We start from the raw sequence: 24675 nt of genomic DNA, 5'->3' as shown, positions 1-24675 counted from the left end.
CTGAGTTCGTCGTGGCCGTACCCGGGCCGCACGGGAACGCGGCGCGGCCCCCGTTCCTCCTCCGGGAGGAACGGGGGCCGCCGGGTACTGCCGCGGGGCGGTCAGACCTGCAGGGCCTTGATCGCGGTCGGGGCGTGACCGGGCTCGGTCGCGAGCTCCTCGAACTCGGTGACGTCGCTCATGTCGACGGTCTTGCTCATCGAGATGTTGGTGACGCGCTCCAGGATGGCCTCGACGACGACCGGGACCTGGAACTCCTGGGCCAGCTTCTTGGCCTGCTCGAAGGCGGCGCCCAGCTCGTTCGGGTCGGTGACGCGGATGGCCTTGACGCCCAGGCCCTCGGCGACCTTGACGTGGTCGACGCCGTAGACGCCGATCTCCGGGGTGTTGATGTTCTCGAATTCGAGGTTGACCTCGAAGTTGATGCCGAGGCCGCCCTGCGCCTGACGGATCAGGCCGAGGTAGGCGTTGTTGACGAGGACGTGGACGTAGGGGACCTTGTGCTGGGCGGCGACCGCCAGCTCCTCGATCATGAACTGGAAGTCGTAGTCGCCCGAGAGCGCGACGATCGGGGTCTCCGGGTCCGCGGTGGCGGCACCGATGGCGGCCGGGATGGTCCAGCCGAGCGGGCCGGCCTGGCCGCAGTTGATCCAGTGGCGCGGCTTGTAGACGTGCAGCATCTGCGCGCCGGCGATCTGGGAGAGGCCGATGGTGGTGACGTAGCGGGTCTCGGGACCGAACGCCTTGTTCATCTCCTCGTAGACGCGCTGCGGCTTCATGGGGATGTTGTCGAAGTGCGTGCGGCGCTGCAGGGTGGCCTTGCGCTCCTGCGCGGAGGCGGCCCAGGCGGAGAAGTCCGGCAGCTTGCCCTCGGCCTTGAGCTCCTTGGCGACCTCGATGAAGAGCTCCAGCGCGGCCTTGGCGTCCGAGGCGATGCCGAAGTCCGGGGCGAAGATCTTGCCGATCTGGGTGGGCTCGATGTCGACGTGGACGAACTTACGGTCTCCCAGGTACGCGTCCAGGTTGTAGCCGGTGTGACGGTTGGCCCAGCGGTTGCCGATGCCGAGGACGACGTCGGACTCCAGGAAGGTCGCGTTGCCGTAGCGGTGCGAGGTCTGGACGCCGACCATGCCGGCCGCCAGCTCGTGGTCGTCCGGGATGACGCCCCAGCCCATGAGGGTGGAGATGACCGGGATGTTGGTCAGCTCGGCGAACTCGACCAGCAGGTCGGAGGCGTCGGCGTTGATGATGCCGCCACCGGCGACGATCAGCGGGCGCTCGGACTCCAGCAGGAAGCTCAGGGCCTTCTCGGCCTGGGCGCGGCTGGCCTGCGGCTTGTAGACCGGCAGCGGCTGGTAGGTCGCCGGGTCGAACTCGATCTCGGTCAGCTGGACGTCGATGGGCAGGTCGATGAGGACCGGGCCGGGACGGCCGGAGCGCATGAGGTGGAAGGCCTGCTGGAAGACGCCGGGGACCTGCGCGGCCTCCAAAACCGTCGTGGCCGCCTTGGTGACCGGCTTGGCGATCGCGGCGATGTCGACGGCCTGGAAGTCCTCCTTGTGGAGCTTGGAGACCGGAGCCTGACCGGTGATGCAGAGGATCGGAATGGAGTCCGCGATGGCGGAGTACAGGCCGGTGATCATGTCGGTGCCGGCCGGGCCCGAGGTACCGATGCAGACGCCGATGTTGCCCGCCTTGGCACGGGTGTACCCCTCCGCCATGTGCGAGGCGCCCTCGACGTGGCGGGCGAGCGTGTGGTTGATGCCGCCCACGTTCTTGAGCTCGCGGTAGAAGGGGTTGATCGCAGCACCGGGAACACCGAACGCTTGTTCGACACCCTCGAGCTTGAGGATCTCAACTGCAGCAGCGGCGGCTGTCATACGAGGCATCAGGTTCTCCTGCGGGTCTGGCGGTCAGGCACTTTCCGTCATACGGAAGTTTTGTTCTGCTATACGGAACAAGCTAAGCGGCGACCTCTTCGACGTCAAGGCGGTACGGGACCCCGGAAACCACCAAAAGCCGCATCTCGCCCGACGACTTGTACAAATCACCGATTCGCAGGCGGGAACGGGGCGGAAATGGCGCGCTCGCTCCCCCCGGTGGTCGCCGGTGGTGGAGCATGGACCCACGCACAGCGACGGAGGGGGTCAGAGGTCATGGCGGAAGCGGTACCGGTGCGCTGCCCGGCATGCCTGCGCGAGAACGGCTACATCGCGCCGGTCTTCCCCTGCGCCTGCGGAAGTCCGGTCAATCCCCCGCTGGACCTGGCGGCGCCGCCGGTGCTGCTGACCCACCGCACCTGGTCGGACAGCTGGGTGGCGGTACGGTGCCCGGCCTGCGGGCGGGAGAGCGAGTGGCCGCACCCCGAGCTGGGGTGCGGATCGTGCGGCACGGTGGTGCGCCTTCCGGTGCACCCGCTGGAGCGGCCGGCGGGCTCCGCCGACGCGGCCGGGGCGGCGCGCTCGGCCGACGCCGGGCGCTCGGCGGACGGTGGCGGGGGCGGACCGGCGGACGTACGCGGTGGCGCAGCGGCGGCGGGGCCCGATGCGGAGCCGTCGCACATACCGGCGACGTCGGCCGCGCCCACGCCCGCGCCCTCGCCCGCGGCCTTGCCGCGCCCGGCGTTCCGGCCGGTGACCATCCGTACGGCCCGGGACGCGGTGGCCACCGCCGCGCTGTATCTGCGCTGGCTCGGCTTCCAGGACGTACGGCAGCCCGACGGGCGGCCGATCCCCTCGGCGGCGGTGGACCTGCGGGCGCCGGGGCTGGTGGCCCAGGTGGACCCGACCACGGCGCCGGCCGGGCTGCGGGCGGTGGAGTGCGTCTGGCTGAACGGGCTCACGGCCTCGGCGACCAGCGTCTACTTCTCGCTCGCCGGTTACACGGAGGACGCCCGCAGCCGGGCGGACGCGCTCGGGATACCGCTGTTCGTCATGGATCTCACCGGCATGCCACAGCCGGTCAACGACCCCGCGGACGCGCTGGTCGGATCGGGGGCCTGGCCGCAGACCCCTTAGGCTCGTGGCGATATCCGCTGCCTGTCGAGGAGAGTCCCGTGAGCCTGTACGACATTCCGCTGACCACCCTGTCCGACGAGCCCACCAGCCTGGCGGCGCACAAGGGCAAGGCGATCCTGCTGGTGAACACCGCCTCGCAGTGCGGGCTCACCCCGCAGTACTCGGGACTGGCCCGGCTGCAGTTCGCGTACGAGGCGAAGGGCTTCACGGTCATCGGCGTGCCCTGCAACCAGTTCGGCGGGCAGGAGCCCGGCAACGCCGACGACATCCAGACCTTCTGCGCGGCCGGCTTCGGCGTCACCTTCCCGATGCTGGAGAAGTCCGAGGTCAACGGCGAGCACCGGCACCCCCTCTACCAGGAGCTGGTGAAGACCCCCGACGCGGACGGCGAGGCCGGGGACATCCAGTGGAACTTCGAGAAGTTCCTGATCTCCCCCGCCGGTGAGGTGGTGGCGCGCTTCCGTCCGCGTACCGAGCCGGAGGCCCCCGAGGTCATCGCCGCGATCGAGGCGCACCTGCCCGCGTAAGGCGGCGCGCAAGGCGGCGCGCAAGGCGGCGCGCAAGGCCGTGCGCACGGCCGCGCGCGAGGGCAGGCGTACGGGCGCCCGCGCGGGAGCAGGTGCGCAGGGGCCTGGCGGGGACCGGGCGGGCGCCGCACCGCCCCGCCGGCCCCGCGGCGCCGGGCTCAGCGCAGGTCGGCCTCGCGGTACTCCGCCGCCGAACCGGCCGCCGTGAGCTCCCGCAGCTCCACCCGCCGGATCTTGCCCGACACGGTCTTCGGTAGCTCGCCGAACTCGATGCACCGGATCCGCTTGTACGGGGACAGCACGGCGCGGGAGTGTTCGAACAGCACCCGGGCGGTCTCCGGCCCGGGCTCCCATCCGCTCGCGAGAGTCACGTACGCCTTCGGGACCGCCAGCCGCAGCTCGTCCGGGGCCGGGACGACGGCGGCCTCGGCGACCGCCTCGTGCTCCAGCAGGGCGCTCTCCAGCTCGAACGGGCTGATCTTGTAGTCGGAGGCCTTGAAGACGTCGTCGGAGCGCCCGACGTAGGTGAGGTACCCGTCGGCGTCGCGCGCGGCGATGTCACCCGTCCGGTAGAGCCCGTCCGCCATGGCCTCGGCGGTGCGCCCCGGGTCGTCGCGGTAGCCCGTCATCACCCCGGCGGGCCGTACACGCAGGTCCACGCACAGCTCGCCCTCGTCGGGGGATTCCTTGCCGGTGACCGGGTCCAGCAGGACGATCTCGTAGCCGGGCGCCGGGCGGCCCATGGAGCCGGGTTTGACGGGGACGCCGGGGAAGTTGCCGACCTGGAGGGTGGTCTCGGTCTGGCCGAAGCCGTCGCGGATCGTGATTCCCCAGGCCTCGCGGACCTTCTCGATCACCTCCGGGTTGAGCGGCTCGCCGGCGGCGACGGCCTCGCGCGGCGGCCGGGCGAGCCGGGTGAGGTCGGACTGGATCAGCATCCGCCATACGGTGGGCGGGGCGCAGAAGGTGGTCACCCCGTGCCGGTCCATCTCGTCCATCAGGCGTTCGGCGTCGAAGCGGGTGTAGTTGTGGACGAAGACGGTCGCGCCGGCGTTCCAGGGGGCGAAGAGGTTGGACCAGGCGTGCTTGGCCCAGCCGGGCGAGGCGATGTTGAGGTGCACGTCGCCGGGGCGCAGGCCCAGCCAGTACATGGTGGAGAGGTGACCGATGGGGTACGAGGCGTGGGTGTGCTCGACGAGCTTGGGGCGGTCGGTGGTGCCGGAGGTGAAGTAGAGCATCAGGGGGTCGGTGGCGAGGGTCTCCCCGTCCGGGATGAAGCCGCCCTGGGCGACCGGGGTGTCCGCGGCGGCGTCGGCGGCGGCGACCGTGGCGGCGGCGAGCGCGGCGTCGGCGAGCGGCAGCCAGCCCGCGGGGACCTGTCCCGGGTCTCCGGCGGCGATCCGGGTGTAACTGCCGGGCACCTCGCCGAACTTGGCCGTGTCCTCGGCGCGCGCGACGACGTGTCGGACGTGGCCGCGCTCGACCCGGTCGCGCAGATCGGCCGGGCCGAGCAGGGGCGTGGCGGGGATGACGACGGCGCGCAGCTTCATCGCGCCGAGCATCACCTCCCACAGCTCGCGCTGGTTGCCGAGCATGACGAGGATCCGGTCGCCGGGTGCCACGCCCCGGGCGCGCAGCCAGTTGGCGGTCGCGTCGGACCGTACGGCGAGCTGCGCGAAGGAGACGGCCTCGCTGGTGCCGTCCTCCTCGACGATACGCAGGGCGTCGGCGTCGTTGCCGGCGGCGATGTGGTCGAACCAGTCGAGGGCCCAGTTGAAGCGGTGGGGGCGGGGCCAGGTGAATCCGGTATGGGCGGCTTCGTAGTCGCCGCGTCGCTCCAGCAGGAAGTCCCGCGCGGCGAGGAACTGGGCGGTGGCGCTGTTCCGGTCACTTTCGGTCGTCATGGCAGGTATCGTGCCGCGTCCGGTGTGCGGACCACCAGGGCGGCGTCAGCCGTGAGTTGACCGCATGCGGTGCTTCGGCGGCGGTCCGACGGCGGGCGGGCGGCGGTGCGACGACGGCTCAGCCGCGGATCGGCGCGAACCGTACGGACGGGGCAGGGCGGCCGGGTCCGTCCGGCAGCGCGCCCATGTCGGCGATCAGCTGCTCCCCCTCGGCGACGATCTCCTCCTCGGCCGCCTTCGGCACCCGGTCGAACAGTTCGACGGTGAGCGTCCCGCCCTCCAGCTTCCACAGACCGGCGAGGAAACCGTCGACGAGCAGGGTGCAGTGGGCCTGGTTGCCGGTCCAGCTGCGCCCCCTGACCTCGGGGGCGACCACGCGGGTCCGGTCGGCGTGGGAGAGCAGGAGGTTGTCGAACTCCGGGAGGAAGCGGGGCGGCGCCGGAGTGCCGGCGTCGGGCCGGGGCGCGTCCTGCAGGTCGAACAGCTCCACGCCGTTCTCGTCGCGGAACACCGCAAGTCCCGGCCGCAGCCGCTCGAAGGCCTCACGCAGCCGGGTCAGCCCGGCCCAGGTCTGCATGTCCTTGACGGAGGCGGGCCCGAAGGCGGCGAGGTAGCGCAGCACGACATCGTCCACGGGCTGCGCGGCCCCGGCGGGCTCACCGAGCCAGTTCTCGACGGTGGTCAGCCGTACCTGCCCGCTGCGTCCCCACACCCCGCGGGGCGTGACCTGGACCAGCGGCAGCCGGCAGCGCGCCGCGACGGACAGGGACTGCGGGTCGGCGTCGGGCCATTCCCGGAGCAGATCCTCACGGATCTCGGCCATGGTGCGCGGCGCGCTGTCGACGAGGGCACGGGCCCGGTCGGCCAGCCGGTCCAGGTCCACCCCGACGAGGCCCTGGCGGAAGTAGGCCACCTCGCGGTCGCGGGCGGGCTGGACGAGCGGGCGCAGGGTGAGGGCGTCGTGGGCGGTATGCGTGTGGATCGTCGACCGCATGGTGACCATCCGGACCACCTCACGGGACTCCATCAGCGCGGCCAGTTCGCCGGGCTCGAAGCCGGCCAGCCGGGCGTGCAGCTGGAAGTACGGCGGCTTGACGTTCTGCGCCTGCAGCCCGAGGAGGTGCGCGACGGCGTCCCGCGCGGACATCTCGGCGCGGCTCAACAACAACTGCCGGGCGAGCGTGGCACGGTTCAGCGCGCGGGTGCCGAGTACGGGATGTGTCGTCCTGGAGGCCATGCCAGCACGCTATCCCCCTGCGGACACCTGCACTCAGCAACTCCGCATCGCATCACGGCCGGAACCCCGGCCCGGTCACCGGCCGGAACCCCCAGCGTCCTCGCCGCCGCCCGGTGCGGTCGAGGCGGCAGAGGCTCTCGCCGCGCCGTCCGCGTCCGCTGATCTGGTCGACGCGGTCGATGGCGAAGGAAATGGGTTGTCCCAGTCCTCGGTCTCAGGGATCTGGCGGGCGTTCGGCCTGGAGCCACACCGGTCGGAGTCATTGAATTTTTTCGACCGATCCCTACTTCGTCGATCCACGAGGTCGTCGGCCTCTACCTGGACCCGCCCGAGCGGGCTCTGGTCTCCTGCGTGGACGAGCCAACGGGAGAGCATGACAAACCTGCAGGCTGGTGCCCGCAGCAAAGCCTCCGGACGGGACAGTTCAATTCGTGCGGTCGGGCCTGGCCGTCGCGAGATGCTCCGCCACCGTCCGCAGCCAGGATTCAACCGAGAACGGGGCCGGGGGCTCGACCTCCATGCCGAGCTCAGCGATGCCAACGGCGTAGTCGTGCTCCTCCAGTCCCAGAGCCAGCAGTTCGTGGATCTCGCCGACCAGCCGGGCAGTCAGCTGGGGATCAACAGTTGCCGTATAGTCGCGGACCGCCGCATCGTGGTCGCCAAACTCGTCGGGCATGTCTTGCGAGAACCAACCGCCGAGGAACTGTCCCAGCTCCCCGAAGCGGGCGTGCCACTCCCAGCGGGTCTGGGGCGCGGCCGGCGGAGGCACGTCGCCGCACTCGATGCTGCGCTTGATGTGGTCAGCCATCTCGGACAACCAGCTCTGAGTCAGGGACTCGGACAGCCCGATGTCGGGTACCGCATAGAACTCGCCGAGGCGCAGCCGCAAGCGGCCGGGCGGATTCCGCGCGTACTCCCGGAGTTGTTGCTCGGCGACGGAGAGCGCCCAGGGCCGGGTGTGCCAGGTGTGCCTAAGGTACGCCCGAAGAGCCGGAGGTGCCGTGCCTGCTTCCGAACTGTCGGGTTCCTGTCCGACGAAGGCTGAGACGACGACGTCGAGTTCGCCGTACCGGCGGTCGAACTCAAGCGGCTTCATGGGCACTGCGACACCTCAGAGGTAGATCGGGTAAGTGGCGTGCACGACGAAGCCGTGCGGACTCGACGCTTCGCGCCTCAACGTCACACGCGCGGCCCGCACATCGACGGGCCCGCGACCGGCGAGCATCATCGCCTGCAGCAGCACGCGCCCGACGGGCTCCTCACGGGACGGCCAAGCGGCCTCGATGGTGAGCCTCGGTCGCGCGCCCTGGGCCAGCCAGCGATGTACGGCCTGCTCGTTGCGCGTGACGACCTGCTGGGTACACCACTGTGCGGTCGCGCGGTCGGGATAAGTGGCAGAACGGGTACGCACGGGAGATCCTCAGTCGATGGTGAAGCCCCAGAAGATGCCGACTTCCGTGGCGGAGACAGCAATTACACCACAATCCATTACGTGGCCGGTGAAGCCCTCATAGGAGCCCTCGCGACGGAACATATCGGCATGCGGATTTTCTCGCGCCGTCGCCGCATTGGTAAAAAACAACGCATCTTCTCCGAATCTATCCAGGATCGTTCTCGCGTACGAGGTCAGCTCGGCCTCTCGCGCATCAAAATCCGGAATATCCTCCGTTTGGAACCACTCGCCCTGGAGAGTGACCAGAATTTGTTCGGCGCCCCTCCTGGACACAGGGAAGGCCGCGCTGAAGTCTCCTGGCGTGACAGCACTGAACGGGCTGCCCGGGCCGGCGCCGTAATCACCCCCGCCCGGCGCGGCGGAAACCGTTGACCAGCCACGCGGATCGTCCGTCCGCAACTGCATGACGTCCAAGGCGTCCAGGCGCCAGTCATCACGCCGCCTTGCCCCCACGGCCGCGAACATGTCCTCCCCGAAAAGGGTCTCCACTGAACGGCTCCACGAGGTGGCATCAATCTGAATCACGGGCCTTACCCCAGTTCTCCAATTGCGCACTACGGGTGCTGGGTCTTGTCGCTGGGCATAGAAGTGAGAACGACGAACGGCGGGTGGTTCCCCGGGTTGGGCCTCAGGACGACCCACACATTGGTCACGTCACGCGCGGCGGTATCACCCCGGTCCCACGACCTTCCCACGACGTCGTTCGTCGTCAGAAGGAGTGAGCGCGACGAGTTGGGTCCGGGGTTTCCCGCGAGCCAATTGTCGATCTTCCTTTGATTGTTCGGTTCATCCAGGGCTGCCTGAGTATACCGTTGCGCGTCTGCAAGGCTCCCGAACGCCGAAACGGCCTCGGGACGGATTCCGGAAGGTCGGACGATCTGCTGGTCCCTCAGCCTCTGTTCCAATTGCTCATCCGTCTTACCCACGTGCTTGTCCACCACATGGGAACCGAGAATTCCCTCCTGGTTCGCGAGGTCGATCGGGTATTTGTGATTGCTTTCGTCGTCCCCGGCCACCGTGTAGAGCGGACCGTTCTTGAAATCGGTCAGAGCGCGGGCGCCGAAGGACTCCGCCCGCGCCGACTCGGCCCGGAAGGTGGGAGCACTGAGATATGCCTCATCCAGGGCTTCGTGCAGTTTGTTGAGCTCCGCGACCTGTCGGCGCACGCGGTTGTTGTACGCCTCGACCGCCGCGTTCATCGCCTCCTCGTCCACCTCGAGGGCGAAGCCGACCGCGAAACTCCTCCCCATCTTGAGGAGTCCCTTTCCGAAGCTCTTGACGTCCTTCATGTCCAAACCGTCGCTCCTGTCGATGTGCGGCAGGGCCTTCAGCACGGCTTCGTAGTAGAGCCGGCGAAGGTCGTCCCGCACATCCTTCGCGGCGGCCGCCCAGGCACGCAGAGCGTCACTCATGACGTCACAGGTCCTGACCATCACGTCCATGACAGGGTGGCTGCTGGCCTGACCGGGCTGCGCGGAGTCATGCTTCCACACGTGACCCTCGCGACTCTGGCCCCACGCGCTCGTACCCCAGACAGCACTGCAGAATTGCCGCATCGCGGCGTTCCACTCACCGTTGGAACGATCGGTGTAGTTGTGCACAGCACTGCTGAGGTTTCCGTCCGTGGTGGTGACGGACGTGCTCGCGTACACCCAGGCAACGGACATGCTGTCCAAACCCTGGTAATCGGGCAACGGCATGATTTCGGCCGCCTTGCCCATGCGGTAGGCGTCCTCAAGGAGGGGCCTGATGATCGCCAGAACTCCGGCTTCCACCGCTTCCAATGCCATCTGGAAGATGTCCTGGCTCTGGTCGACGTCCGCCCACTTGAGGTCCGTCACGGACCCGTAGTTCGGCGGCGTGTCGATCACGGTCGGCGGGGGCTGGGTCTCGGCCGGGGCACCCGAGGGGTCTGTGGCGGCGTCCGCGGTCGCATAGTTGTTCGCGGTCACGGCGAAGCCGACGGCAGCGCCTCCGACGCTCGCCACCGACTTGGCCCACACTTCGACGAAACGGTTGCCGACCTTCTTGTACGCGGTGGCGAACTCCCATGCGGCGGTTCCGTAGCCCCCGCAGTCCGGATATCGGCCCAGCTCGTTCAGGAGCTGATTGGCCCCCTTGTGCAGTCCGTCCTGGAGATAGGCGACGTAGCCCGCGAGCGCATGCAGCGCCCTGGGGGTGACGTCGATGTCTCCATTCTTCAAGGGGGGCGGAGGAGGAGGCATGCTCATCAGGCCGCTCCCCATCCCCGCAGCACCGCGGCATGTGCCGCCGCGTAGTTGCTCTCACCAGTCGCCACAATGCTGTGAAGCCAGGCCTGTGTCGCCTGAAGGTCGCGTGCGGACCGATCCCACTCGTCCAGCTTGTCGATGAACGCCTCGCGGGCCTCGCCCTCCCATGTGAGAACGACCTCCGCGACTCGGTCGTGCATAATCTGGACGTTCTCGTTGAGCTCCTTGAGGATTTCTTCCAGTTGGCCGGAGAGGAGCCGCAAAGTAGCGAAGTCGACGGCTATGTTGCCGTTGCTGTCAGTCATGCGTCCCCCTCGTCACAGATCCCGCAAGCGGCTGGTGCGCGGTGCGGGTGACGGGCTCCCGGTGTTGGAGGTCGAAAGCTCGGCCGCCTCCCTGTCCACGTCCACGGACATCTGGATGCGCCTGAAGGCGGCCAAAGTGTCGAGCTCCTGCTCGGTGAACCCGTCTCGGCTCATGCGAACGGCCGCTTCGATCAGTTTCATGAGTTCACGGATGCGTACCGCTTCCTTGGCTGCATCACGATGCCGCCGCCGATAGGCGTTGGCCGCCGGCCCCTGCCAGCGGGCTTCGATCGTGTCGACGACCGTGTCCATACGCTTGACCTGCCGGTCCAGGTAGCCCCTCATTTCGTCGAGGTCGTCGGCCAGCCTGGTCAAGTGCTGGCTGTTGACCTGCAAGTTGGGATCTGCCACCACGTATCCGCCCCCGTACCCCGATGACCGCTCACGTGCTCAGTTACTCAACAAACCGTTCAATGTTTGCACTCTAGCAAGCAAGAGCACGCGGGCAGCTTCGTGGAACCACCGGATGAGCACGGGAGTTCGGTGTGGGCGCGGGGGCCCGGCGATGGGCCGCTCCCGCTGCGCTGCGCGTTCACGCCAGCGCCCGAAATGCCCCCGAACAGCAGTGATCCACCTTCAGAGTCACCCTTGGCCGCAGGCCGGAGCGCCTCTCCAGTCAGTTTCCGCAGCTAAGCAACGTTCGACCTTCCCCCGCACCCCGGCCCGGTGCGGTCGCCGACGGCAGTGCCGAACTCCTTCCTCGTCCAGCGGACCTGCCTTGCAGGAACGCAGCACCACACCAGTCATCCCGAAAAGGACGGGCAAGGCCACCGACCGGAAAGGGAAGCTCACTCACGCGGCCGTTCAACAGCGAAGTCTTCTCTTCTCCCGGCACTTGCTCCTCCCCGACGACCAGCACCAGATCAGTGATCCGTCTGTCGAGCGCGGTGACCACGACCCGGTACAAACCCGGCGGCAGCGGCGGCACCTCGGCAACATAAGGACCGCCCTCTCCACGGTTCACGCGCAGGAACGGGACCGCGACGGTACGCGATGCGCGCGCTGGTGCCGCACCTCGAGCGGCCCGGCGGCTCCCCTTCATGATCCTGCGCGACCGACTGTAGTGACTCGGTCACGCAGTGATCCGCGGTTGCATAGGGTGGGGGCGTGACTGATGCTCCCTACCCGCGGTCGGCCGACGGTGCGCGGGGCGCTCTCGTTCCCGTCGTGGTGCCGGTGGCCGGTGCCGATGCCGAGCTCGTTGCCGTCGGAGAGCGGTACTGGGCCCTGGCCGGGTTTCATCCTGAGCTCGGGACCGCGGTGTGGTGCGAGAAGACGGCGCAGATCGACACATGCGGTTGGGGCCGGCAGGTACATGCCGTCGCGGCTGCCGGGGTGCGGGCCCTGGTGGAAGGGGTGGCCTGTGCGACGTGCGGCGAGCCGCTGAGCCTTACGTCGCGCAGTGCCTTCCAGCAGTTGCTCGACGGCCAGGAGCAGGCTTGTGTCGAGTGCAGCGAGTTCTTGCAGGCCGCCGTGAAGCTGGTGCTGAGTCCGGCGCGCAGGGAGAAGAGGGAGCGGCAGCGCGCGGCGGAGTCGGCGCAGCGGGTCGTCTCCGAGGCCCGGTCCCGTTGGTATCAGCAGCAGTCGGAAGCGGTGGCCGCCGCGTATCCGGCCGAACTTCCCTCCGGGGAGAGGGAGCTGCCTGTGTGCGGGGTCCGGGAGATGCTGGGGGCTCTCGCCCTCCTGCGCTACGCACCCGCGTCGGACCGGATCAGGAGCGTGGGTTCGTGGCCGGTACCGCTGCACCCGGACCCCGACGACATCGCCGACGTGCTCGCGGCGTTGGTGCGGGCCTCCCTGATCGCCGTCCATCCGTCCACCCCCGCGCACGCGATGGTCTGGGCGCCGGCTTCCTTCGAGGTCGCCGTGCACGAGGCCGGCGGTGACCTGGACGGCCTGCCGCCACCCCGGCTGACGCACGGGTTCTGTCCCACGCTGGCGCACTACTTCGCGCCCGTCGGCCTTGACGGGCATCTCGCCACCGCCCTGACGCCGGCGGGCATGACCGCGGACGGGCAGAGCGAGGTCGTGGCGGTCGCCCATGAGCTGCTGACCGCCGAGGGGCTGCGCTACTTCGCCCACCGGCTCGAACAGGTACGGCTGCCCCCGGTACCGGACCACCATGTGACCCGCCTCAGGGCTGCGATGGGCAAGGCGGCCGAGTACCGCCCCCTGGGGGAGATCTACAACCTGGTGTGGCGGGCGACGCGCGCCGCCGCGGAGGCCGCGCAGAAGAACCCGCAGGCAACACGGGTCAACCTGAGCACCCACGCTCTCAACCAGTTCGAGGGGCACGTGCAGCGTGCGGTCGACGAGCCGGACTGGGAGATCAGGCCCTTCCAGGAGGTGCTGGGGTTCGGTCTCGCCGCGATGACCCGGACTCTGTTCTCCGACGTACTGGACATGCCTCCGCTCGAAACCGGCTTGGCGGAGGTGGCGGAACGCCTGCCGGGAGCCGGCCGTAGGACACCGGCCCAGGGCGTGCACCCGGCGCCCGCGCAGGCCGGGGCCGGCGAAGGCCCGCTCGCGCAGCTGCTCGTACGGCTGTCGACGACGGGGAGCTGGCACCCCGAGGAGGTCCTGGACGCCCTGGAGCGCATCAAGCAGGCGCAGAGCGACGGGGATTGGTTCGACGGGAGAATCGTGGCCAGGGAGGCGGGCAGACTCCTGGCGCTCCACCGGCGGCTGGCACCGGCCGTCGGCTCCCGCAACGCCGTGCTGGCGGTGCTGGGTGCGACGGACATGCTGCTCCATCCCATCAGCGTGGGAGCGGAACAGACCGCCTCGGGCCGGTGGATCGCAGCCGAACTCTGCGCCGTGCTCGTACCGGACATCAGCCCGTTCGAACCGCTGTAGGGCGAGGATCCCGCGCGGGTCGACCACCGTCCTCGGTGATCACGCCGTACCGGTACCGGTACCGGTACCCGGACGGGTGCGGGAGCGGGCCAGGCCGCCGAGGAGGACGGCGGCCAGGCCGAGGAGAATCGCGACGTAGGCGCCCCCGAGGCCGTTCCCGGTGCCGAGGCCGCCTTCGGCGGTGGCCGCGACCGCGGCGCCGATGGCCACCGCGAGCGACCCCGCCAGGAGCGCGGTGACCGATCCGTTCCGCCGGGTCCAGGTGAGGACGCGTCCCCGGCCGCTGGTACGGGCCAGCGCGAGGCCGCCGCCCACCGAGCCGAGGAGGCCGATGAGCGCCGACACAATGGCTCCGATCCGGCCGATGCTCACGGTGTACACGTCTGCGGCGACCGTGTGGAGGGTGGCGTCGGTGGCGGCGACGGAGAGCACGGATGGGAGGGACATGGGTGGTCCTGCCTTTCGGAAGGTGGTCCGGACGGGGCGTTGCCGTGCGGGTGGCGCCGGCGGGACACCCCCTAGGAACGGGCGGCCGGGCGCAGCAGCGGGCGCGGGGACAGCGATCTGACCAGGGCCAGGGTGCTGAGGGCGAACATCACCACGCCCAGGGGGACGTGCAGCGAGGCCACGTGCGCGATACCGAGTGCGACCTGGGCCGAGGCGAGGACGAGGAAGCCGGTGGAGTGCAGGACGGGGCGCGGGGATCCGCCGCCCGGTCGCCAGGCGAGGACCGTGGCGAGGACGTACAGCATGGCGGCCCCGTACATCACCTTCGATCCGTAGTCGTGCAGCGTGTAGGCGCGGGACGAGCTCAGCAGCAGGCCTGCGGTGGAGGCCTGGAAGAAGAGCGCGAGGGTCTGCAGGATCATCGCGGTCCTGAGGAAGGTGCCGCCGCGCGGCGCCGCGGTCGTCTGTCCGGTCATGGTGTGGTGGGCCTTTCCGGTCGTGTGCGGTGCTGCGGGGTGGCAGGTTCGCGGTGTCGTGGATCGTGGTGTCGTGGTGTCGCGAGGTGGGGTCTTGGCGCGTTCGGCCTCCAGACACCGCGTCGGCCGCCCCCGTGACAGGCTGTGGCGCAGATCACCCGACCGTGGCACGTAGGGGGGAGCAGGGGCGGTACGCCGCTACGGGAGCAGGGCGAGGGTGACGTGCGGGGAGAGCGCCCGCAGGAAGTCGGGGGCGTCGAACATCTCGCCCGCGGCGGCGACACCGACGGTGCGGGTGCGTCCCGTGAGGACGCGTTCGAGGGCTTCGACGACGAGCGGGGCGGTGACGGCGTAGATGTCCTGGCCGTGGGCCACCGCCCTGCGTTCGACACCGCCGCGCCGGACGACCGCGTCGACGACGAACGTCTGGTCGGACCGGCCGCTCTCGTCGGCGGCGGCCGGCGCGGGCGTTGCGGGGGCCGCGATGTCCTGGACGGCGTTGGCCGTCATATAGGTCGTGACCTCCGGGACGGAGAGGTGGGTGGGCACGGTCACCACGTCGGCCATGGTGAACTCCCCGATCACGGTCCGGGGGCCCGTCGGCTGCGGGAAGGGCCATTCGAGGGTGGGCGGGGCGTCGGTGCGGTACTCCCACTGGCCTGCGGTGTAGCGCAGGCGCCGCCCACCGCGCCGCTCCCGGGAGACCGCACCCGACAGTCGTGTCCCCGCGGTGGGGTGCCAGCTGCTCAGACCGTAGGCGATGTGCACCTCGTCGGCCTCGTCCCAGTCGCCCATGGCGGTGGTGGCCAGCAGGTCGCCGAGGCCGCCGAAGAAGGCCATCGCGGGGACGACGACCGCGTCGGCGGCGCGGGCCCGGTCGGCGAAGTGGGCGAAGGTGTCGATGTTGGCCTCCAGTTCGGCCGCCACGTCCAGGTACGGGATCCCGGCCCGCAGGGCGGCTTCGATCACGGGGGCGGTCGTCGAGGCGAACGGGCCGGCGCAGTTGACGACGGCGGCCGTACCGGCCAGCGCGCGGTCGAGCGTGTCCGGGTCGTCCACCGTCGCCGGCCGGGCGTCCAGCCCGGTCCCGTCCGCCAGCGCCTTCAGCTTGACGCTGTCGCGGCCGGACAGTACGGGGACGAACCCCCGCTCCACCAGCTCCCGCACCACGAACCGACCGGTGTGCCCGTACGCACCGAACACCGCTACCTGCTGACCCGATCCCATGAACCCGCTCCTCCGCATGCCGAGTTGTGCTTCGGCGGGCCTTCGGTCTCCGTGGTCCGCCGCGCTCCGTCAGGAAGATCCTGGCGTGAGGCGACCCGGCACACGAGTGTCCGGAACGACATGACCCGTACACTTCCGGACGTGACCACTGTTGCGCTGGCCATCACCGACGGCATGCTGCATTTCGAACTGTCCCTGGCGATCGAGGTCTTCGGCTCCGATCTGACCCATATCGTCGACCCCTGGTACGACTTCGCGCTGTGCGGTCCGAGCGCCGTCCGGGTCGACCGTTTCCACCTCGTCCCCGACCACGGGCTCGACCGGCTCCGGCAGGCCGACACCGTGATCGTCCCCGGCTGGGCCGACGTCGACCGGGACCCGCCGGCCGAACTGGTCGACGCCGTACGGGCGGCCCACGAAGCGGGGGCCCGCGTGGCCTCGCTGTGCACGGGCGCCTTCGTGCTCGCCGCCGCCGGCCTCCTGGACGGCCGGCGCGCGACCACGCACTGGGCCCACACCGAGGAGCTGACCAGGCGTCATCCTCGGGTCGCGGTGGATCCCGACGTTCTCTACGTCGACAACGGCAGCGTGCTCACCTCAGCGGGCAAGGCCGCCGCCATGGACCTCTGTCTGCACCTGGTGCGCCTCGACCACGGCTCGGCCGTCGCCAACACCATCGCCCGGCGCCTGGTCGTCCCTCCGCACCGCGACGGGGGCCAGGCCCAGTTCGTGACCACTCCCGTGCCCACCCCCGGCAATCATCCGCTGGCCCGCCTGTTCCCCTGGGTGCTGCAGCGACTGGACCAGGCGCTCACGGTGGAGGACCTGGCCCGTCAGGCCGGGATGAGCTCGCGCCACCTGGGGCGTCACTTCAGGTCGGTGACCGGTACCACTCCGCTGCAGTGGCTGCTCACCCAGCGCATCCGGCATGCGCAGGAGCTGCTGGAGACCACCGACGACACCGTCGACACCATCGCGACGGCCACCGGTATGGGTACCGCCACCACCCTGCGCCGTCACTTCGCCCGGACGGTCGGCGTCCCGCCGGACACCTACCGCCGCACCTTCCGTACCCGCGCCGGCACCCGTACCGGTACCGGGATCGGTACCGGGATCGGTACCGGGATCCGCCCCGCCCCCGCCCTGCCCAATGCCGCGGCGGCCATCGACCTGGCCGTCGGGGCCCTCGTCGGCAGGAGCTGACGAGGGCCCCGGCTCGGGTCCCGGCTACCGCCTCGGGTCCGGCGTGCACCGTCCTCACAGACCGGCGAACGTCAGGGCCGCCGCGATGACGGAGCGGGCGACGGCCGCCGCGAACTCCGTGTCGTGGTCCTGGTCGACGAGGGTGTCACCCGGGGTGTGGTACTGCCGTGTGCCGGTCCCCGGGTCTCCGTCGGGCGTGGAGAACAGGTCCTCGGAGACGGCTACGGCCGCCCACCCACGCTCGTGGAAGCTCGCGTGGTCGCTGCGTCCCGCCGCCGGGTCGTCGAGGCCCGTCAGCTGCTGGACCTTCGCCTCGGAGTCGATGACCGGCACCGTACGGGCGACACGCTCGCCCAGCGCGTCGGACGCGCTCACGACCGGGCCCGACACGAGGGAGCCGGCGTGGATCTCGACGATGGGGGTGCTCCCCGGCTGCCGGCCCGCGATCATGTCCATCTGGAAGACGCCGGCGATGCGGTCGCCCGCCGCCGCCGCGGCGCGTGCGTAGTACTTGCTGCCGACCAGCCCCTGTTCCTCGGCGTTGAACAGCACGAAGCGCACGTTCCGGGTGGGCTCCCGGTTGCTGTCGAGGATCCTCCTGAGGCATTCGGCCGCGGCCATGACGGCGGCTGTGCCGCTGCCGTCGTCGTCGGCGCCCGGCGCGGGGTCCACTGCCGGATCGTAGGGACGCGGATCGCCGTCCTCGTCGACGAAGAAGCCGTTCGCGGCGGTGGAGTCCATGTGCGCGCTGATGAGCACGGTGGAGTCCGCGCCCGGGACCGCGTACTCGGCCTCCACGTTCAGCAGCCGGTGGCCGCGCCACAGGAACGGGTGCAGGCGGACGGTCAGCCCGAGCTCCTCGAACCGGCGCGCCAGCGCCTCGACGACCAGCGCGTTGTCCGCGGCCGCCGCGTCCCGGCTGCGGACCTTCACCGATCCTTCGCCCGCCAGCGGTTCGATGCCGGAGATACGCGCCACGTGCCCGCTCAGCACCTCGGCCGTCACGGCCCCACGGACCGCGGCGATCGTCTGCGGGGAGGGCACGGTGTCGTCGAAGGCCTCCACGAGCCCTGCGGGCGGGACCTCGGCAGGGCGGGCGAGGAGCGCCGGGTCCGGCAGCAGGCGTTCGGTGTGTCCCGGTTTCGCGCCGGGCAGGTGGACCTCCTCGACCGGGGCGCCGGCCGGCGCGGCGAGGTAGACACCGCCGGGCGCGGGCCCCAGCGGAACGGCCGGCGGGGCCTCGGCTGCCGCCAGTTCGCCTGCGACGAAGGCGAAGACGGTCGTGGCGCGCAGTGCCGCTTCGGCGTCCGTCCGGGTCGCGGCCGGCGCGTCCGCGAGCCCCTCGACGGGCGGGAGCGGACGGTTGTCGCGGACGAGGAAGGCCACCGTGTCCTCGACACTCCCCTGCAAGTCCACCGCGTAGCCGGCTTGTTGGAGTGCTTGCACCCCGCTGGTGCTGGCCATGGCGAGGACGAGCCGTGCGGAGGCGACGTGCACCGGAACGACCTCGGCGCCGTTCACGACGGCCCCCAGGTCGGCCAGGTCCCGGCCCTCCGGCAGCCCGATCCGGGCCCACAGGACGGGACGGTTCTCGATGGCCGCGAGGGCGAACACCGGGTGGGGCGCCGTACGCATCCCCGCTTCCCGGGCGAAGGCGCGCTCCTGGGGGTCCTCACCCACGAAGACGCACGCGCCGGGCTCGACCCCCCGCGCCTGTGCGCTCGCGACCGCCCGGTCGAAGAGCGTCCGGCTGTCCTTCGGCCCCCAGTGCACGAGGTCGTCGTCCGGGAAGCGGCCGGGGAACGCCTGGTGCAGGGCCGCCGCCACGGTGGCCTCGCCCAGCGGGCCGGGGTTGGAGAGGATGCCCTTGGGAGCGTCACCGAGGGAGTCGAGGGCCGCCATGACACGCGGCAGGGGGTGGAGCGTCAGCGAGTTCCCCTCCAGGCGGGGATCCGCCAGATTTCCCCCTATGTCGAAGTGGAACACAGGCATCTGAAGTCCTCCGTGACCCGGAAGCCCGGGGGGCCGGCGGCCACGGGCCCGGCCGGTGGCCGGGCACGCTGCTCCGAGGACAGGCTCCCGACCACTCCATCGTGGTCCTGCGGCCGGGACCGGCGCAATACCCTGCGAATGCCGTTGAACATCGCACAGTTGAAGCGAGCACGGGTCCGGGTGCACCGTGCATCCCGGCGGGGCCGTCCGCTTGCCACCGGTGTCACCTGATGTGACGTTTGAAGTGAGCACGCGAAGAGAACGCGCGCGCGTAAGGGTGGGGCAGCAGCAGTCGGGGGGCGATCACGGAGGGTCGTGTGATCAGTCATGTCACAGCTGGAAAGATTCCGCTATCACTTCACCGACGACCCGCAGGCGGACGCGCCTCCCGGGCCCGAGTCGGTACGGGGTGTGGGCGCCCCGGAGGGCGTCGACGAACGGAGTTTCAACTCGGCCGAGTCCGCCGCACGCTTCTACCTGGCGGAGAAGCTCGCCGTGGAGGAGACACCGGCGCTGCGTGAGGCCGTTCGCGAGGACCGGCCCGAGCGGGTGCCCGATCTCGTCCTGAGCACGGAACGCCGCCAGGCCGGTACCGGCACCACCCTCGTCCGCTTCGAGCAGACCCGGCAGGAGATCCCCGTCTTCGGCGCCGAGGTGCTGGTCGAGCTCGACGAGAACCAGCGGCTCGTGTCGATGGACGGGAAACTCGGCGAGGTCGTGGGCGTCGACTCCGTGCCGGAACTGTCGGGTACGGAAGCGCTGGAGCGCGTCAGGACGGCGACCGGCGCCACGGTCGACGCCGCGGCACTGCCACCGCCCACCTTGACGTACGTCAACCGCGACGACCAGTGGCACCTGGCCTGGCACCTGCGCGAGGTACCGGCCCAACTGCCGGAGAACCGCCGCGAGGCAGGCCAGCGCGGCCATGGCCTCGGGACGTCGCCGCGCGAGGCGTTCCCGCTCACCGGATACCTGGTCGACGCGCACTCCGGCGAGATCCTCAAGTCCTACGGGATGTCCCCCACGATCACCGTACCGATCAGGCTGGAGGGCGAGGACGAGGTCAGCGCCCGGCAGCGGTTCCACGGCAGCCGGCAGAACGGCTCCTTCCTCCTGCACGACAAGTGGCGGCAGATCGTCACCTACGACATGGATTTCGCGGACATCGACACCGCCAAGCCGCCGACCGTGGCGATCGGCTCGCCGCAGGCGGACTTCGGCGCCGGCCACCGGGCCGGGGTCTCGGCGCACGTCAATGCCGAGCGGGTGGAGAGGTACTACCGCGACCAGCTCTTCCGCAACGGTATCGACGATGCCGACATGGACCTGGTCTCCCTGGTCAACTGCACCTACCACCTGGACGGGCCGGGACCCGAGTGGTTCAACGCGGTCTGGTTCGACCGGCGGATGTGGTACGGCCAGGTGTCCGAGGGAGGCCGGCTGGTCAGCCTGGCCAAGTATCTCGTCGTCATCGCGCACGAGATGACCCACGGGGTGATCGAGACCTCCAGCGACCTGATCTACCAGGACCAGTCCGGTGCCCTGAACGAGTCGCTGTCGGACACGATGGGCGTCCTCATCGCCAACTGGTACGAGGCGCCGGACCGCGGCGACGTCGGCACCTGGAGCTGGGAGATCGGAGCCGGGCTGGGCGGCAACGGGAAACCGCTGCGCGACATGAGGGATCCCACCCGGACGGGCGATCCCGACCACATGGACGACTTCCTGTTCACATCGAGCGACAGCGGCGGTGTACACACCAACAGCAACATCCACAACAAGGCCATGTTCAACCTGCTCACCTCGGTGGACGACGAGGGCCGGCCGGTCCTCCGGGTCGAGGAGTGGGCGCTGCTGATCTATCTCGCCCTGGTGCGGCTGCTGAGGGAGTCGGACTTCTCGGACATGCGGCGCGCCCTGCGGGACGTCACCGGCACGTACCTCTTCGGGAACCCCGAGTTGCGGAGCGCCGCGCAGGCGGCGATCGACCAGGCCTACGACAAGGTGGGCATCACCGCCTGACCGGCCCGACCGGCCCGACCGGCTCAGCCGGGCCGACCGGTCCGTACGGTGTCACAGTGCGCGCAAGGCGGGCAGCAGGGCCGAGCGGGCCCAGGCGAGGAAGGGTTCCTGCTGGTCGCCGCCGATCTGGACCAGGGCGACCTCGGTGAAACCGGCCTCCGCGTAGCGGCGTACCGCTTCGGTGACGGCGTCCACGTCGTCGCCACACGGAATGGTGTCGGCGACGTCTTCGGGGCGTACGTACCGGGTCGCCTCGGCGAAGCCGGCCGGGGCCGGGAGTTCGGCGTTGACCGCCCAGCCGCCCAGCGCCCAGCGGAACTGGTCGTGGGCCCTGCGTACGGCGGCCTCCCTGTCGGGATCGTAGCTGACGGGCAGCTGTCCGACGCAGGGCTTGCCGGAGCCGCCGTGCTCGCCGAACGCCGTCACCAGGTCGCGCTCCGGCGCGACGGCGACGAGCAGGTCGCCGAGCCGCCCCGCGAGCGCGCAGGAGGCCGGGCCGGAGGCCGCGATCCCGATCGGCGGCGGCGCGTCGGGGAGGTCCCACAGTCTGGCGTCCTCGACGTCGAAGTGGGTGCCGTGGTGGTTGACGAGGTCACCGTCCAGGAGGGAGCGCACGATCCCCACCGCCTCTTCGAGCCGCTCCAGACGCACGTGGGCGGCCGGCCAGCCCGGCCCGACGACGTGCTCGTTCAGGTTCTCGCCCGAGCCGAGCCCGAGCCGGAACCGGCCCTGAGACAGGATCTGCATCGTGGCGGCCTTCTGCGCGACCACCGCGGGGTGGTAGCGGAAGCCCGGGCAGGTCACGTACGTCATGAGCGGGATCCGGGTGGTGGCCTGCGCGGCGGCACCCAGGACGCTCCATACGTAGGGGGCGTGGCCCTGGGAGTCCAGCCAGGGGAAGTAGTGGTCGGAGGCCACCGAGAAGTCGAAGCCCGCCCGCTCGGCCCCCACCACGTGGTCCACCAGGTCCCGGGGGCCGGCCTGCTCGGTCATCATCGTGTATCCGATGCGTACCATGCCGGGCGTCTTGCCACTGCCGCCGCGCCGAAACCTCCGGGCCCGGGGTGCTCGGGACGCTGTGGGCGCTCGGGTGGCGGCCGGGCATGAGTACGGTGTTCGGGGGGAGCCGCACCGTAGGAAGGCGGTGGCTGCCATGGCACACGTGACGGTGGAAGGGGGCGAGGTCGTCGTTCGGCTGGGGCTGCGCGAGGGCCTGGCCGCGCGGCGGCGACAGGTACGGGTACCGGTGTCGGCCCTGCGCGAGGTCCATGTCGAGCGGAGCTGGTGGCGCGTCCTGCGCGGCCGGGCCGGCTCCGGAACGTGGTCGCCGGGACGGTGCAGCGGGGTCCGCGACCGGCCGGACGGCAAGGACTTCATCGCGGTGAAGGCGCAGAGCACGGTGCTCTGCCTGGAACTGGCCGAGGGCGCGCCCTTCCGGCGGGTGGCCGTCTCGGTCCCGGATCCGGAGCGGGCGGAGCGTACGGTGCACGAGGCGATGCCCCAGGCGCCCGAGCCCGGGCCCGAGCCGGGGGCGGGGGCCGGCCCCCGGGAGGCATCGCGCAGGCCACCGCTCCAGCACGAGGGGGGCACGGCGGACGACCACGGCCGGCAGCCGGGGGTCCCGTCGCGGACGGGCAGCGGCGCGGGGCGGCCACCGCTGGACGCCGAGCGGGTGGAGCGGGCCAACGCGGACCGCGTACGCCACGACCACGTCGTCCACCCACAGGACCACCCGGGACACCCCGGGGCCGGCTAGGGGGTGTCCGGCGGATCAGGGCCGGGCCCGGGTCGCCAGGCGGCTCAAGGGCTCCGCCGGAGCGAGGCGGAGTCACCGATGCCCGCCAGCAGCTGGAACGCCCATTCCGGGTCGGCCTGGCCGATGGCCAAGCCGACCCAGCGGTCCGAGTTCGGCAACCACCACACCTGCATGCTGCCGGCCACGCCGCGGAGGAAGCCGAGGGGTTCGCGGATGGGGGTGCTGGGGTCGGGGTCGTCCACCCCGGTGCAGGGCCACAGGTCGACCTTTTCCGGAACACCCCAGCGGGCCGTGAGGACGCCGGCCAGCGCGGCGAGGTCGGCTTCCAGCTCCAGCTCTGCCGCCTCGACGATCTCGATGCTCCGGTCCTCCCAGAAGTCCTGGCTCTCACGGAGCACCGCCAGGTGAAAGCCGGGCCCGCTCCACCGGTCGCTCGCTCCCGGCCGGCCCTCCTCGCCGGGGAAGGGGCGGAGGCTCAGACGGTCGATGATCGACAACTGCTCGGCCACGTGGCCTGTGGATCGGTGCTGGAGCGGCGGCATGGCCGAAGCGTAGCTCCGCCGCTCCGGCCGGCTCCTCCCCGATCGCGGCTGTCGCCACTGACCGGGTCGGCCGCCGACAGGCGTCGAGCGAGCAGGTGGGACGTATGACGGACCTGACGGGTGTCCCCGCTGCGGCGACCTGTACCGGCTCTGCAGCGGGGACGTTCGCAGGTCAGGGCCGACGGCCCGTGGCGGAGGCGAAGCCGAGCCAGGTGTGGCGGTTGCCCCACCAGCACCAGCCGACCTTGGGTGCGTTGCGCCGCTCGCGGCCGTCGCGTCCCGAACCGTTGCTGATCCAGATCGCGGGGGTGCGTGTGTCCAGTGCGCCGTTCGCCTTGCGGAGCCGGGAACCTATGGTCATGAAGCAGTGATTGCGCTCGAGAGCCGCGGGCTGCTGGAGCACCCAGTGGATGCCTTCCGTCAGCAGCAGAGGGCTGCGGTGCTCCTCGGTGAGGGCGGGCAGAGCCTCTTCGGGGCTCCAGTTGGCCATGCGGTCGCCGCGGTCGACACCGGTGACGAGATAGAGAGGGGCCTCCGGCAGGTCGATGCCGTGGGGGGCGAAGTCGTCGACGTCGGGCATGTCGACGACGACGAAGCCGGACTTGCCGTCGCGCTGGAGCAGCGGCGCGAGGGCAGAGGCGGCGACGCGGCCGGGATGGACGGCGAGCAGGGTGTCGTTCCCGGCGTCGGCGCTGCCTGCGGGGGCGCTGCCTGCGGCAGCGCTGTCCGCGGCGAAGGCACGCAGGTCGTCGGCGGTCATCCCGGCGAGTTCGTGCACGCCGAGCTCGATCAGGCGCTCGGCCTGAGAGGTGAGCGGGGGCAGGGGGGTCACGGCGGCGGACGCGGTGTCGGGCAAGGGACTCCTCGGTCTCCAGTGGGACTTGACGATCTTTCAACGGGGTGCGGCAGCGGAATGTTCCCGGCGCGGGGACCGGCGCCGAGGCCGTCGTCCTGCCCGGCGGGCAGCAGCCCGCCGCCCCCGCCCGTTCCCCCGAAGAAAGCGCCCTCGCCCCATGAGTACCCGCTCCGTCCCCTCCGCCCCGTCCGTCCCCTCCGCCCCGTCGGTCCCCTCCGTGCTGTTCGTCGGCGTGCACAACGCCGGCCGCGACCGGGTTCGGGCGGCGGCGGAGGGGTAGCCGCAGGGCGGGGACCGACGCGCACGGAAGGGGTGTGAGCGGTCATGGCTGACGACAAGGGCGAGAAGAGCCGTACGCCGGGCAGCGGGCGCGAGGAGCGGATCCGGGGGCGGTCCCCGGACCCGGACCGGATGAGGACGGGCGGTCGGCCGCGCTCCCCGGACGAGATCGCGCACGAGCGGGGCCGCGAGGACGCGACGATGCGGGACGTGATGCGGGACCTGGACGAGCAGGACCTGGACGACATGCGAGACGACCGCTGACCGGCCCAGCCCCACTGCCCA

At 70.8% G+C, this 24675-nt stretch carries 24 protein-coding genes and 1 pseudogene; 9 read left to right on the top strand and 16 right to left on the bottom strand.

Annotation, left to right across the window (positions count from 1 at the left end; genetic code table 11):
* Positions 1–101: 101 nt before the first annotated feature.
* The gene (gene gcl / locus NRK68_RS27635) at positions 102–1889 is read right to left on the bottom strand and encodes a glyoxylate carboligase (protein WP_183063770.1); all 1788 of its coding nucleotides are present in this window, start codon (positions 1887–1889) and stop codon (positions 102–104) included.
* A 267-nt stretch (positions 1890–2156) separates the two neighbouring features.
* Between gcl and NRK68_RS27630 the strand changes: the two genes are divergently transcribed.
* Together NRK68_RS27630 and NRK68_RS27625 are read left to right on the top strand one after the other, a co-directional pair.
* Positions 2157–3017 carry a hypothetical protein gene (locus tag NRK68_RS27630; protein WP_257857072.1) on the top strand — a complete coding sequence of 287 codons (861 nt, stop codon included), beginning with the start codon at positions 2157–2159 and terminating at the stop codon, positions 3015–3017.
* 38 nt (positions 3018–3055) lie between these two features.
* Entirely contained in the window at positions 3056–3544 is a 489-nt protein-coding gene (locus tag NRK68_RS27625) for a glutathione peroxidase (RefSeq protein ID WP_183063769.1), read from the top strand.
* A gap of 158 nt (positions 3545–3702) precedes the next feature.
* Here NRK68_RS27625 and NRK68_RS27620 read toward each other — a convergent pair whose 3' ends face one another.
* The gene (locus NRK68_RS27620) at positions 3703–5448 is read right to left on the bottom strand and encodes an AMP-binding protein (protein ID WP_257857071.1); all 1746 of its coding nucleotides are present in this window, start codon (positions 5446–5448) and stop codon (positions 3703–3705) included.
* A gap of 118 nt (positions 5449–5566) precedes the next feature.
* The gene (locus NRK68_RS27615; RefSeq protein WP_183063767.1) at positions 5567–6685 is read right to left on the bottom strand and encodes a winged helix DNA-binding domain-containing protein; all 1119 of its coding nucleotides are present in this window, start codon (positions 6683–6685) and stop codon (positions 5567–5569) included.
* Positions 6686–6849: 164 nt separating this feature from the next.
* Here NRK68_RS27615 and NRK68_RS27610 point away from each other — a divergent pair.
* Positions 6850–7051, top strand: a pseudogene (locus NRK68_RS27610) (IS630 family transposase); the annotation flags it as partial.
* 58 nt (positions 7052–7109) lie between these two features.
* Here NRK68_RS27610 and NRK68_RS27605 read toward each other — a convergent pair.
* The 6 genes from NRK68_RS27605 to NRK68_RS27580 are packed head-to-tail and all read right to left on the bottom strand — an operon-like array spanning position 7110 to position 11085.
* Entirely contained in the window at positions 7110–7787 is a 678-nt protein-coding gene (locus NRK68_RS27605; protein WP_183063766.1) for a contact-dependent growth inhibition system immunity protein, read from the bottom strand.
* Between the two features lie 9 nt (positions 7788–7796).
* Entirely contained in the window at positions 7797–8096 is a 300-nt protein-coding gene (locus NRK68_RS27600) for an RNase A-like domain-containing protein (protein WP_183063765.1), read from the bottom strand.
* Positions 8097–8105: 9 nt separating this feature from the next.
* Positions 8106–8663: a hypothetical protein gene (locus tag NRK68_RS27595; RefSeq protein WP_183063764.1), complete on the bottom strand. Its 558-nt coding sequence runs from the start codon at positions 8661–8663 to the stop codon at positions 8106–8108.
* A 29-nt stretch (positions 8664–8692) separates the two neighbouring features.
* Entirely contained in the window at positions 8693–10369 is a 1677-nt protein-coding gene (locus NRK68_RS27590) for an RNase A-like domain-containing protein (protein WP_183063763.1), read from the bottom strand.
* Positions 10369–10674 carry a WXG100 family type VII secretion target gene (locus NRK68_RS27585; protein ID WP_183063762.1) on the bottom strand — a complete coding sequence of 102 codons (306 nt, stop codon included), beginning with the start codon at positions 10672–10674 and terminating at the stop codon, positions 10369–10371. Before NRK68_RS27585 ends, NRK68_RS27590 begins: the two co-directional genes overlap by 1 nt.
* Before the next feature lie 12 nt (positions 10675–10686).
* Positions 10687–11085, bottom strand: a complete 399-nt coding sequence (locus NRK68_RS27580; protein WP_308296309.1) for a WXG100 family type VII secretion target — start codon at positions 11083–11085, stop codon at positions 10687–10689.
* 756 nt (positions 11086–11841) lie between these two features.
* On the opposite strand from NRK68_RS27580, the gene NRK68_RS27575 reads away from it, so the two are divergent.
* Positions 11842–13590: a hypothetical protein gene (locus tag NRK68_RS27575; protein WP_257857070.1), complete on the top strand. Its 1749-nt coding sequence runs from the start codon at positions 11842–11844 to the stop codon at positions 13588–13590.
* A 39-nt stretch (positions 13591–13629) separates the two neighbouring features.
* On the opposite strand, the gene NRK68_RS27570 is transcribed toward NRK68_RS27575, so the two are convergent.
* From NRK68_RS27570 to NRK68_RS27560, 3 genes are all read right to left on the bottom strand, one after another.
* Positions 13630–14037 carry a DUF6223 family protein gene (locus tag NRK68_RS27570; RefSeq protein ID WP_183063758.1) on the bottom strand — a complete coding sequence of 136 codons (408 nt, stop codon included), beginning with the start codon at positions 14035–14037 and terminating at the stop codon, positions 13630–13632.
* 71 nt (positions 14038–14108) lie between these two features.
* A complete protein-coding gene (locus NRK68_RS27565; RefSeq protein WP_183063757.1) occupies positions 14109–14513 on the bottom strand; it encodes a hypothetical protein in 405 nt (134 codons plus the stop codon).
* A 198-nt stretch (positions 14514–14711) separates the two neighbouring features.
* The gene (locus NRK68_RS27560; RefSeq protein ID WP_183063756.1) at positions 14712–15740 is read right to left on the bottom strand and encodes a saccharopine dehydrogenase NADP-binding domain-containing protein; all 1029 of its coding nucleotides are present in this window, start codon (positions 15738–15740) and stop codon (positions 14712–14714) included.
* A 141-nt stretch (positions 15741–15881) separates the two neighbouring features.
* Between NRK68_RS27560 and NRK68_RS27555 the strand changes: the two genes are divergently transcribed.
* Positions 15882–16943, top strand: coding sequence for a helix-turn-helix domain-containing protein (locus tag NRK68_RS27555; RefSeq protein ID WP_257857068.1), 1062 nt, complete (start codon positions 15882–15884; stop codon positions 16941–16943).
* Positions 16944–16997: 54 nt separating this feature from the next.
* Here NRK68_RS27555 and NRK68_RS27550 read toward each other — a convergent pair whose 3' ends face one another.
* Positions 16998–18935 carry a M20/M25/M40 family metallo-hydrolase gene (locus NRK68_RS27550; protein WP_257857067.1) on the bottom strand — a complete coding sequence of 646 codons (1938 nt, stop codon included), beginning with the start codon at positions 18933–18935 and terminating at the stop codon, positions 16998–17000.
* Positions 18936–19262: 327 nt separating this feature from the next.
* Between NRK68_RS27550 and NRK68_RS27545 the strand changes: the two genes are divergently transcribed.
* Positions 19263–20957, top strand: coding sequence for a M4 family metallopeptidase (locus tag NRK68_RS27545; RefSeq protein ID WP_257857065.1), 1695 nt, complete (start codon positions 19263–19265; stop codon positions 20955–20957).
* 51 nt (positions 20958–21008) lie between these two features.
* Here the strand turns inward: NRK68_RS27545 and NRK68_RS27540 are convergent, their stop codons facing one another.
* Positions 21009–21974 carry an LLM class F420-dependent oxidoreductase gene (locus tag NRK68_RS27540; protein ID WP_183063752.1) on the bottom strand — a complete coding sequence of 322 codons (966 nt, stop codon included), beginning with the start codon at positions 21972–21974 and terminating at the stop codon, positions 21009–21011.
* A gap of 136 nt (positions 21975–22110) precedes the next feature.
* Between NRK68_RS27540 and NRK68_RS27535 the strand changes: the two genes are divergently transcribed.
* A complete protein-coding gene (locus NRK68_RS27535) occupies positions 22111–22713 on the top strand; it encodes a hypothetical protein (protein WP_183063751.1) in 603 nt (200 codons plus the stop codon).
* 44 nt (positions 22714–22757) lie between these two features.
* On the opposite strand, the gene NRK68_RS27530 is transcribed toward NRK68_RS27535, so the two are convergent.
* On the bottom strand, positions 22758–23255 hold the full coding sequence (locus NRK68_RS27530) for a hypothetical protein (protein ID WP_183069212.1): 498 nt from the start codon (positions 23253–23255) through the stop codon (positions 22758–22760).
* A 172-nt stretch (positions 23256–23427) separates the two neighbouring features.
* Positions 23428–24111, bottom strand: coding sequence for a DUF5701 family protein (locus tag NRK68_RS27525; RefSeq protein WP_183069213.1), 684 nt, complete (start codon positions 24109–24111; stop codon positions 23428–23430).
* Positions 24112–24268: 157 nt separating this feature from the next.
* Between NRK68_RS27525 and NRK68_RS27520 the strand changes: the two genes are divergently transcribed.
* Together NRK68_RS27520 and NRK68_RS27515 are read left to right on the top strand one after the other, a co-directional pair.
* A complete protein-coding gene (locus NRK68_RS27520) occupies positions 24269–24391 on the top strand; it encodes a hypothetical protein (RefSeq protein ID WP_257857064.1) in 123 nt (40 codons plus the stop codon).
* Between the two features lie 44 nt (positions 24392–24435).
* On the top strand, positions 24436–24654 hold the full coding sequence (locus NRK68_RS27515) for a hypothetical protein (protein ID WP_183069214.1): 219 nt from the start codon (positions 24436–24438) through the stop codon (positions 24652–24654).
* Positions 24655–24675 lie beyond the last annotated feature (21 nt).

Origin of the sequence: Streptomyces yangpuensis, from assembly GCF_024666385.1 — a bacterium.
GTDB lineage: Bacteria > Actinomycetota > Actinomycetes > Streptomycetales > Streptomycetaceae > Streptomyces > Streptomyces yangpuensis.
The sequence above is the reverse complement of the archived record's forward strand: the minus strand, read 5'-3'. Positions and strand labels throughout refer to the sequence as shown.

Bases quoted from the DNA above. Each gene is read 5' to 3' on its own strand.
- gcl (WP_183063770.1), bottom strand. From the start codon at position 1,889: ATGCCTCGTATGACAGCCGCCGCTGCTGCAGTTGAGATCCTCAAGCTC.
- NRK68_RS27630 (WP_257857072.1), top strand. From the start codon at position 2,157: ATGGCGGAAGCGGTACCGGTGCGCTGCCCGGCATGCCTGCGCGAGAAC.
- NRK68_RS27620 (WP_257857071.1), bottom strand. From the start codon at position 5,448: ATGACGACCGAAAGTGACCGGAACAGCGCCACCGCCCAGTTCCTCGCC.
- NRK68_RS27615 (WP_183063767.1), bottom strand. From the start codon at position 6,685: ATGGCCTCCAGGACGACACATCCCGTACTCGGCACCCGCGCGCTGAAC.
- NRK68_RS27590 (WP_183063763.1), bottom strand. From the start codon at position 10,369: ATGAGCATGCCTCCTCCTCCGCCCCCCTTGAAGAATGGAGACATCGAC.
- NRK68_RS27585 (WP_183063762.1), bottom strand. From the start codon at position 10,674: ATGACTGACAGCAACGGCAACATAGCCGTCGACTTCGCTACTTTGCGG.
- NRK68_RS27570 (WP_183063758.1), bottom strand. From the start codon at position 14,037: ATGTCCCTCCCATCCGTGCTCTCCGTCGCCGCCACCGACGCCACCCTC.
- NRK68_RS27565 (WP_183063757.1), bottom strand. From the start codon at position 14,513: ATGACCGGACAGACGACCGCGGCGCCGCGCGGCGGCACCTTCCTCAGG.
- NRK68_RS27560 (WP_183063756.1), bottom strand. From the start codon at position 15,740: ATGGGATCGGGTCAGCAGGTAGCGGTGTTCGGTGCGTACGGGCACACC.
- NRK68_RS27550 (WP_257857067.1), bottom strand. From the start codon at position 18,935: ATGCCTGTGTTCCACTTCGACATAGGGGGAAATCTGGCGGATCCCCGC.
- NRK68_RS27545 (WP_257857065.1), top strand. From the start codon at position 19,263: ATGTCACAGCTGGAAAGATTCCGCTATCACTTCACCGACGACCCGCAG.
- NRK68_RS27540 (WP_183063752.1), bottom strand. From the start codon at position 21,974: ATGGTACGCATCGGATACACGATGATGACCGAGCAGGCCGGCCCCCGG.
- NRK68_RS27535 (WP_183063751.1), top strand. From the start codon at position 22,111: ATGGCACACGTGACGGTGGAAGGGGGCGAGGTCGTCGTTCGGCTGGGG.
- NRK68_RS27530 (WP_183069212.1), bottom strand. From the start codon at position 23,255: ATGCCGCCGCTCCAGCACCGATCCACAGGCCACGTGGCCGAGCAGTTG.
- NRK68_RS27520 (WP_257857064.1), top strand. From the start codon at position 24,269: ATGAGTACCCGCTCCGTCCCCTCCGCCCCGTCCGTCCCCTCCGCCCCG.
- NRK68_RS27515 (WP_183069214.1), top strand. From the start codon at position 24,436: ATGGCTGACGACAAGGGCGAGAAGAGCCGTACGCCGGGCAGCGGGCGC.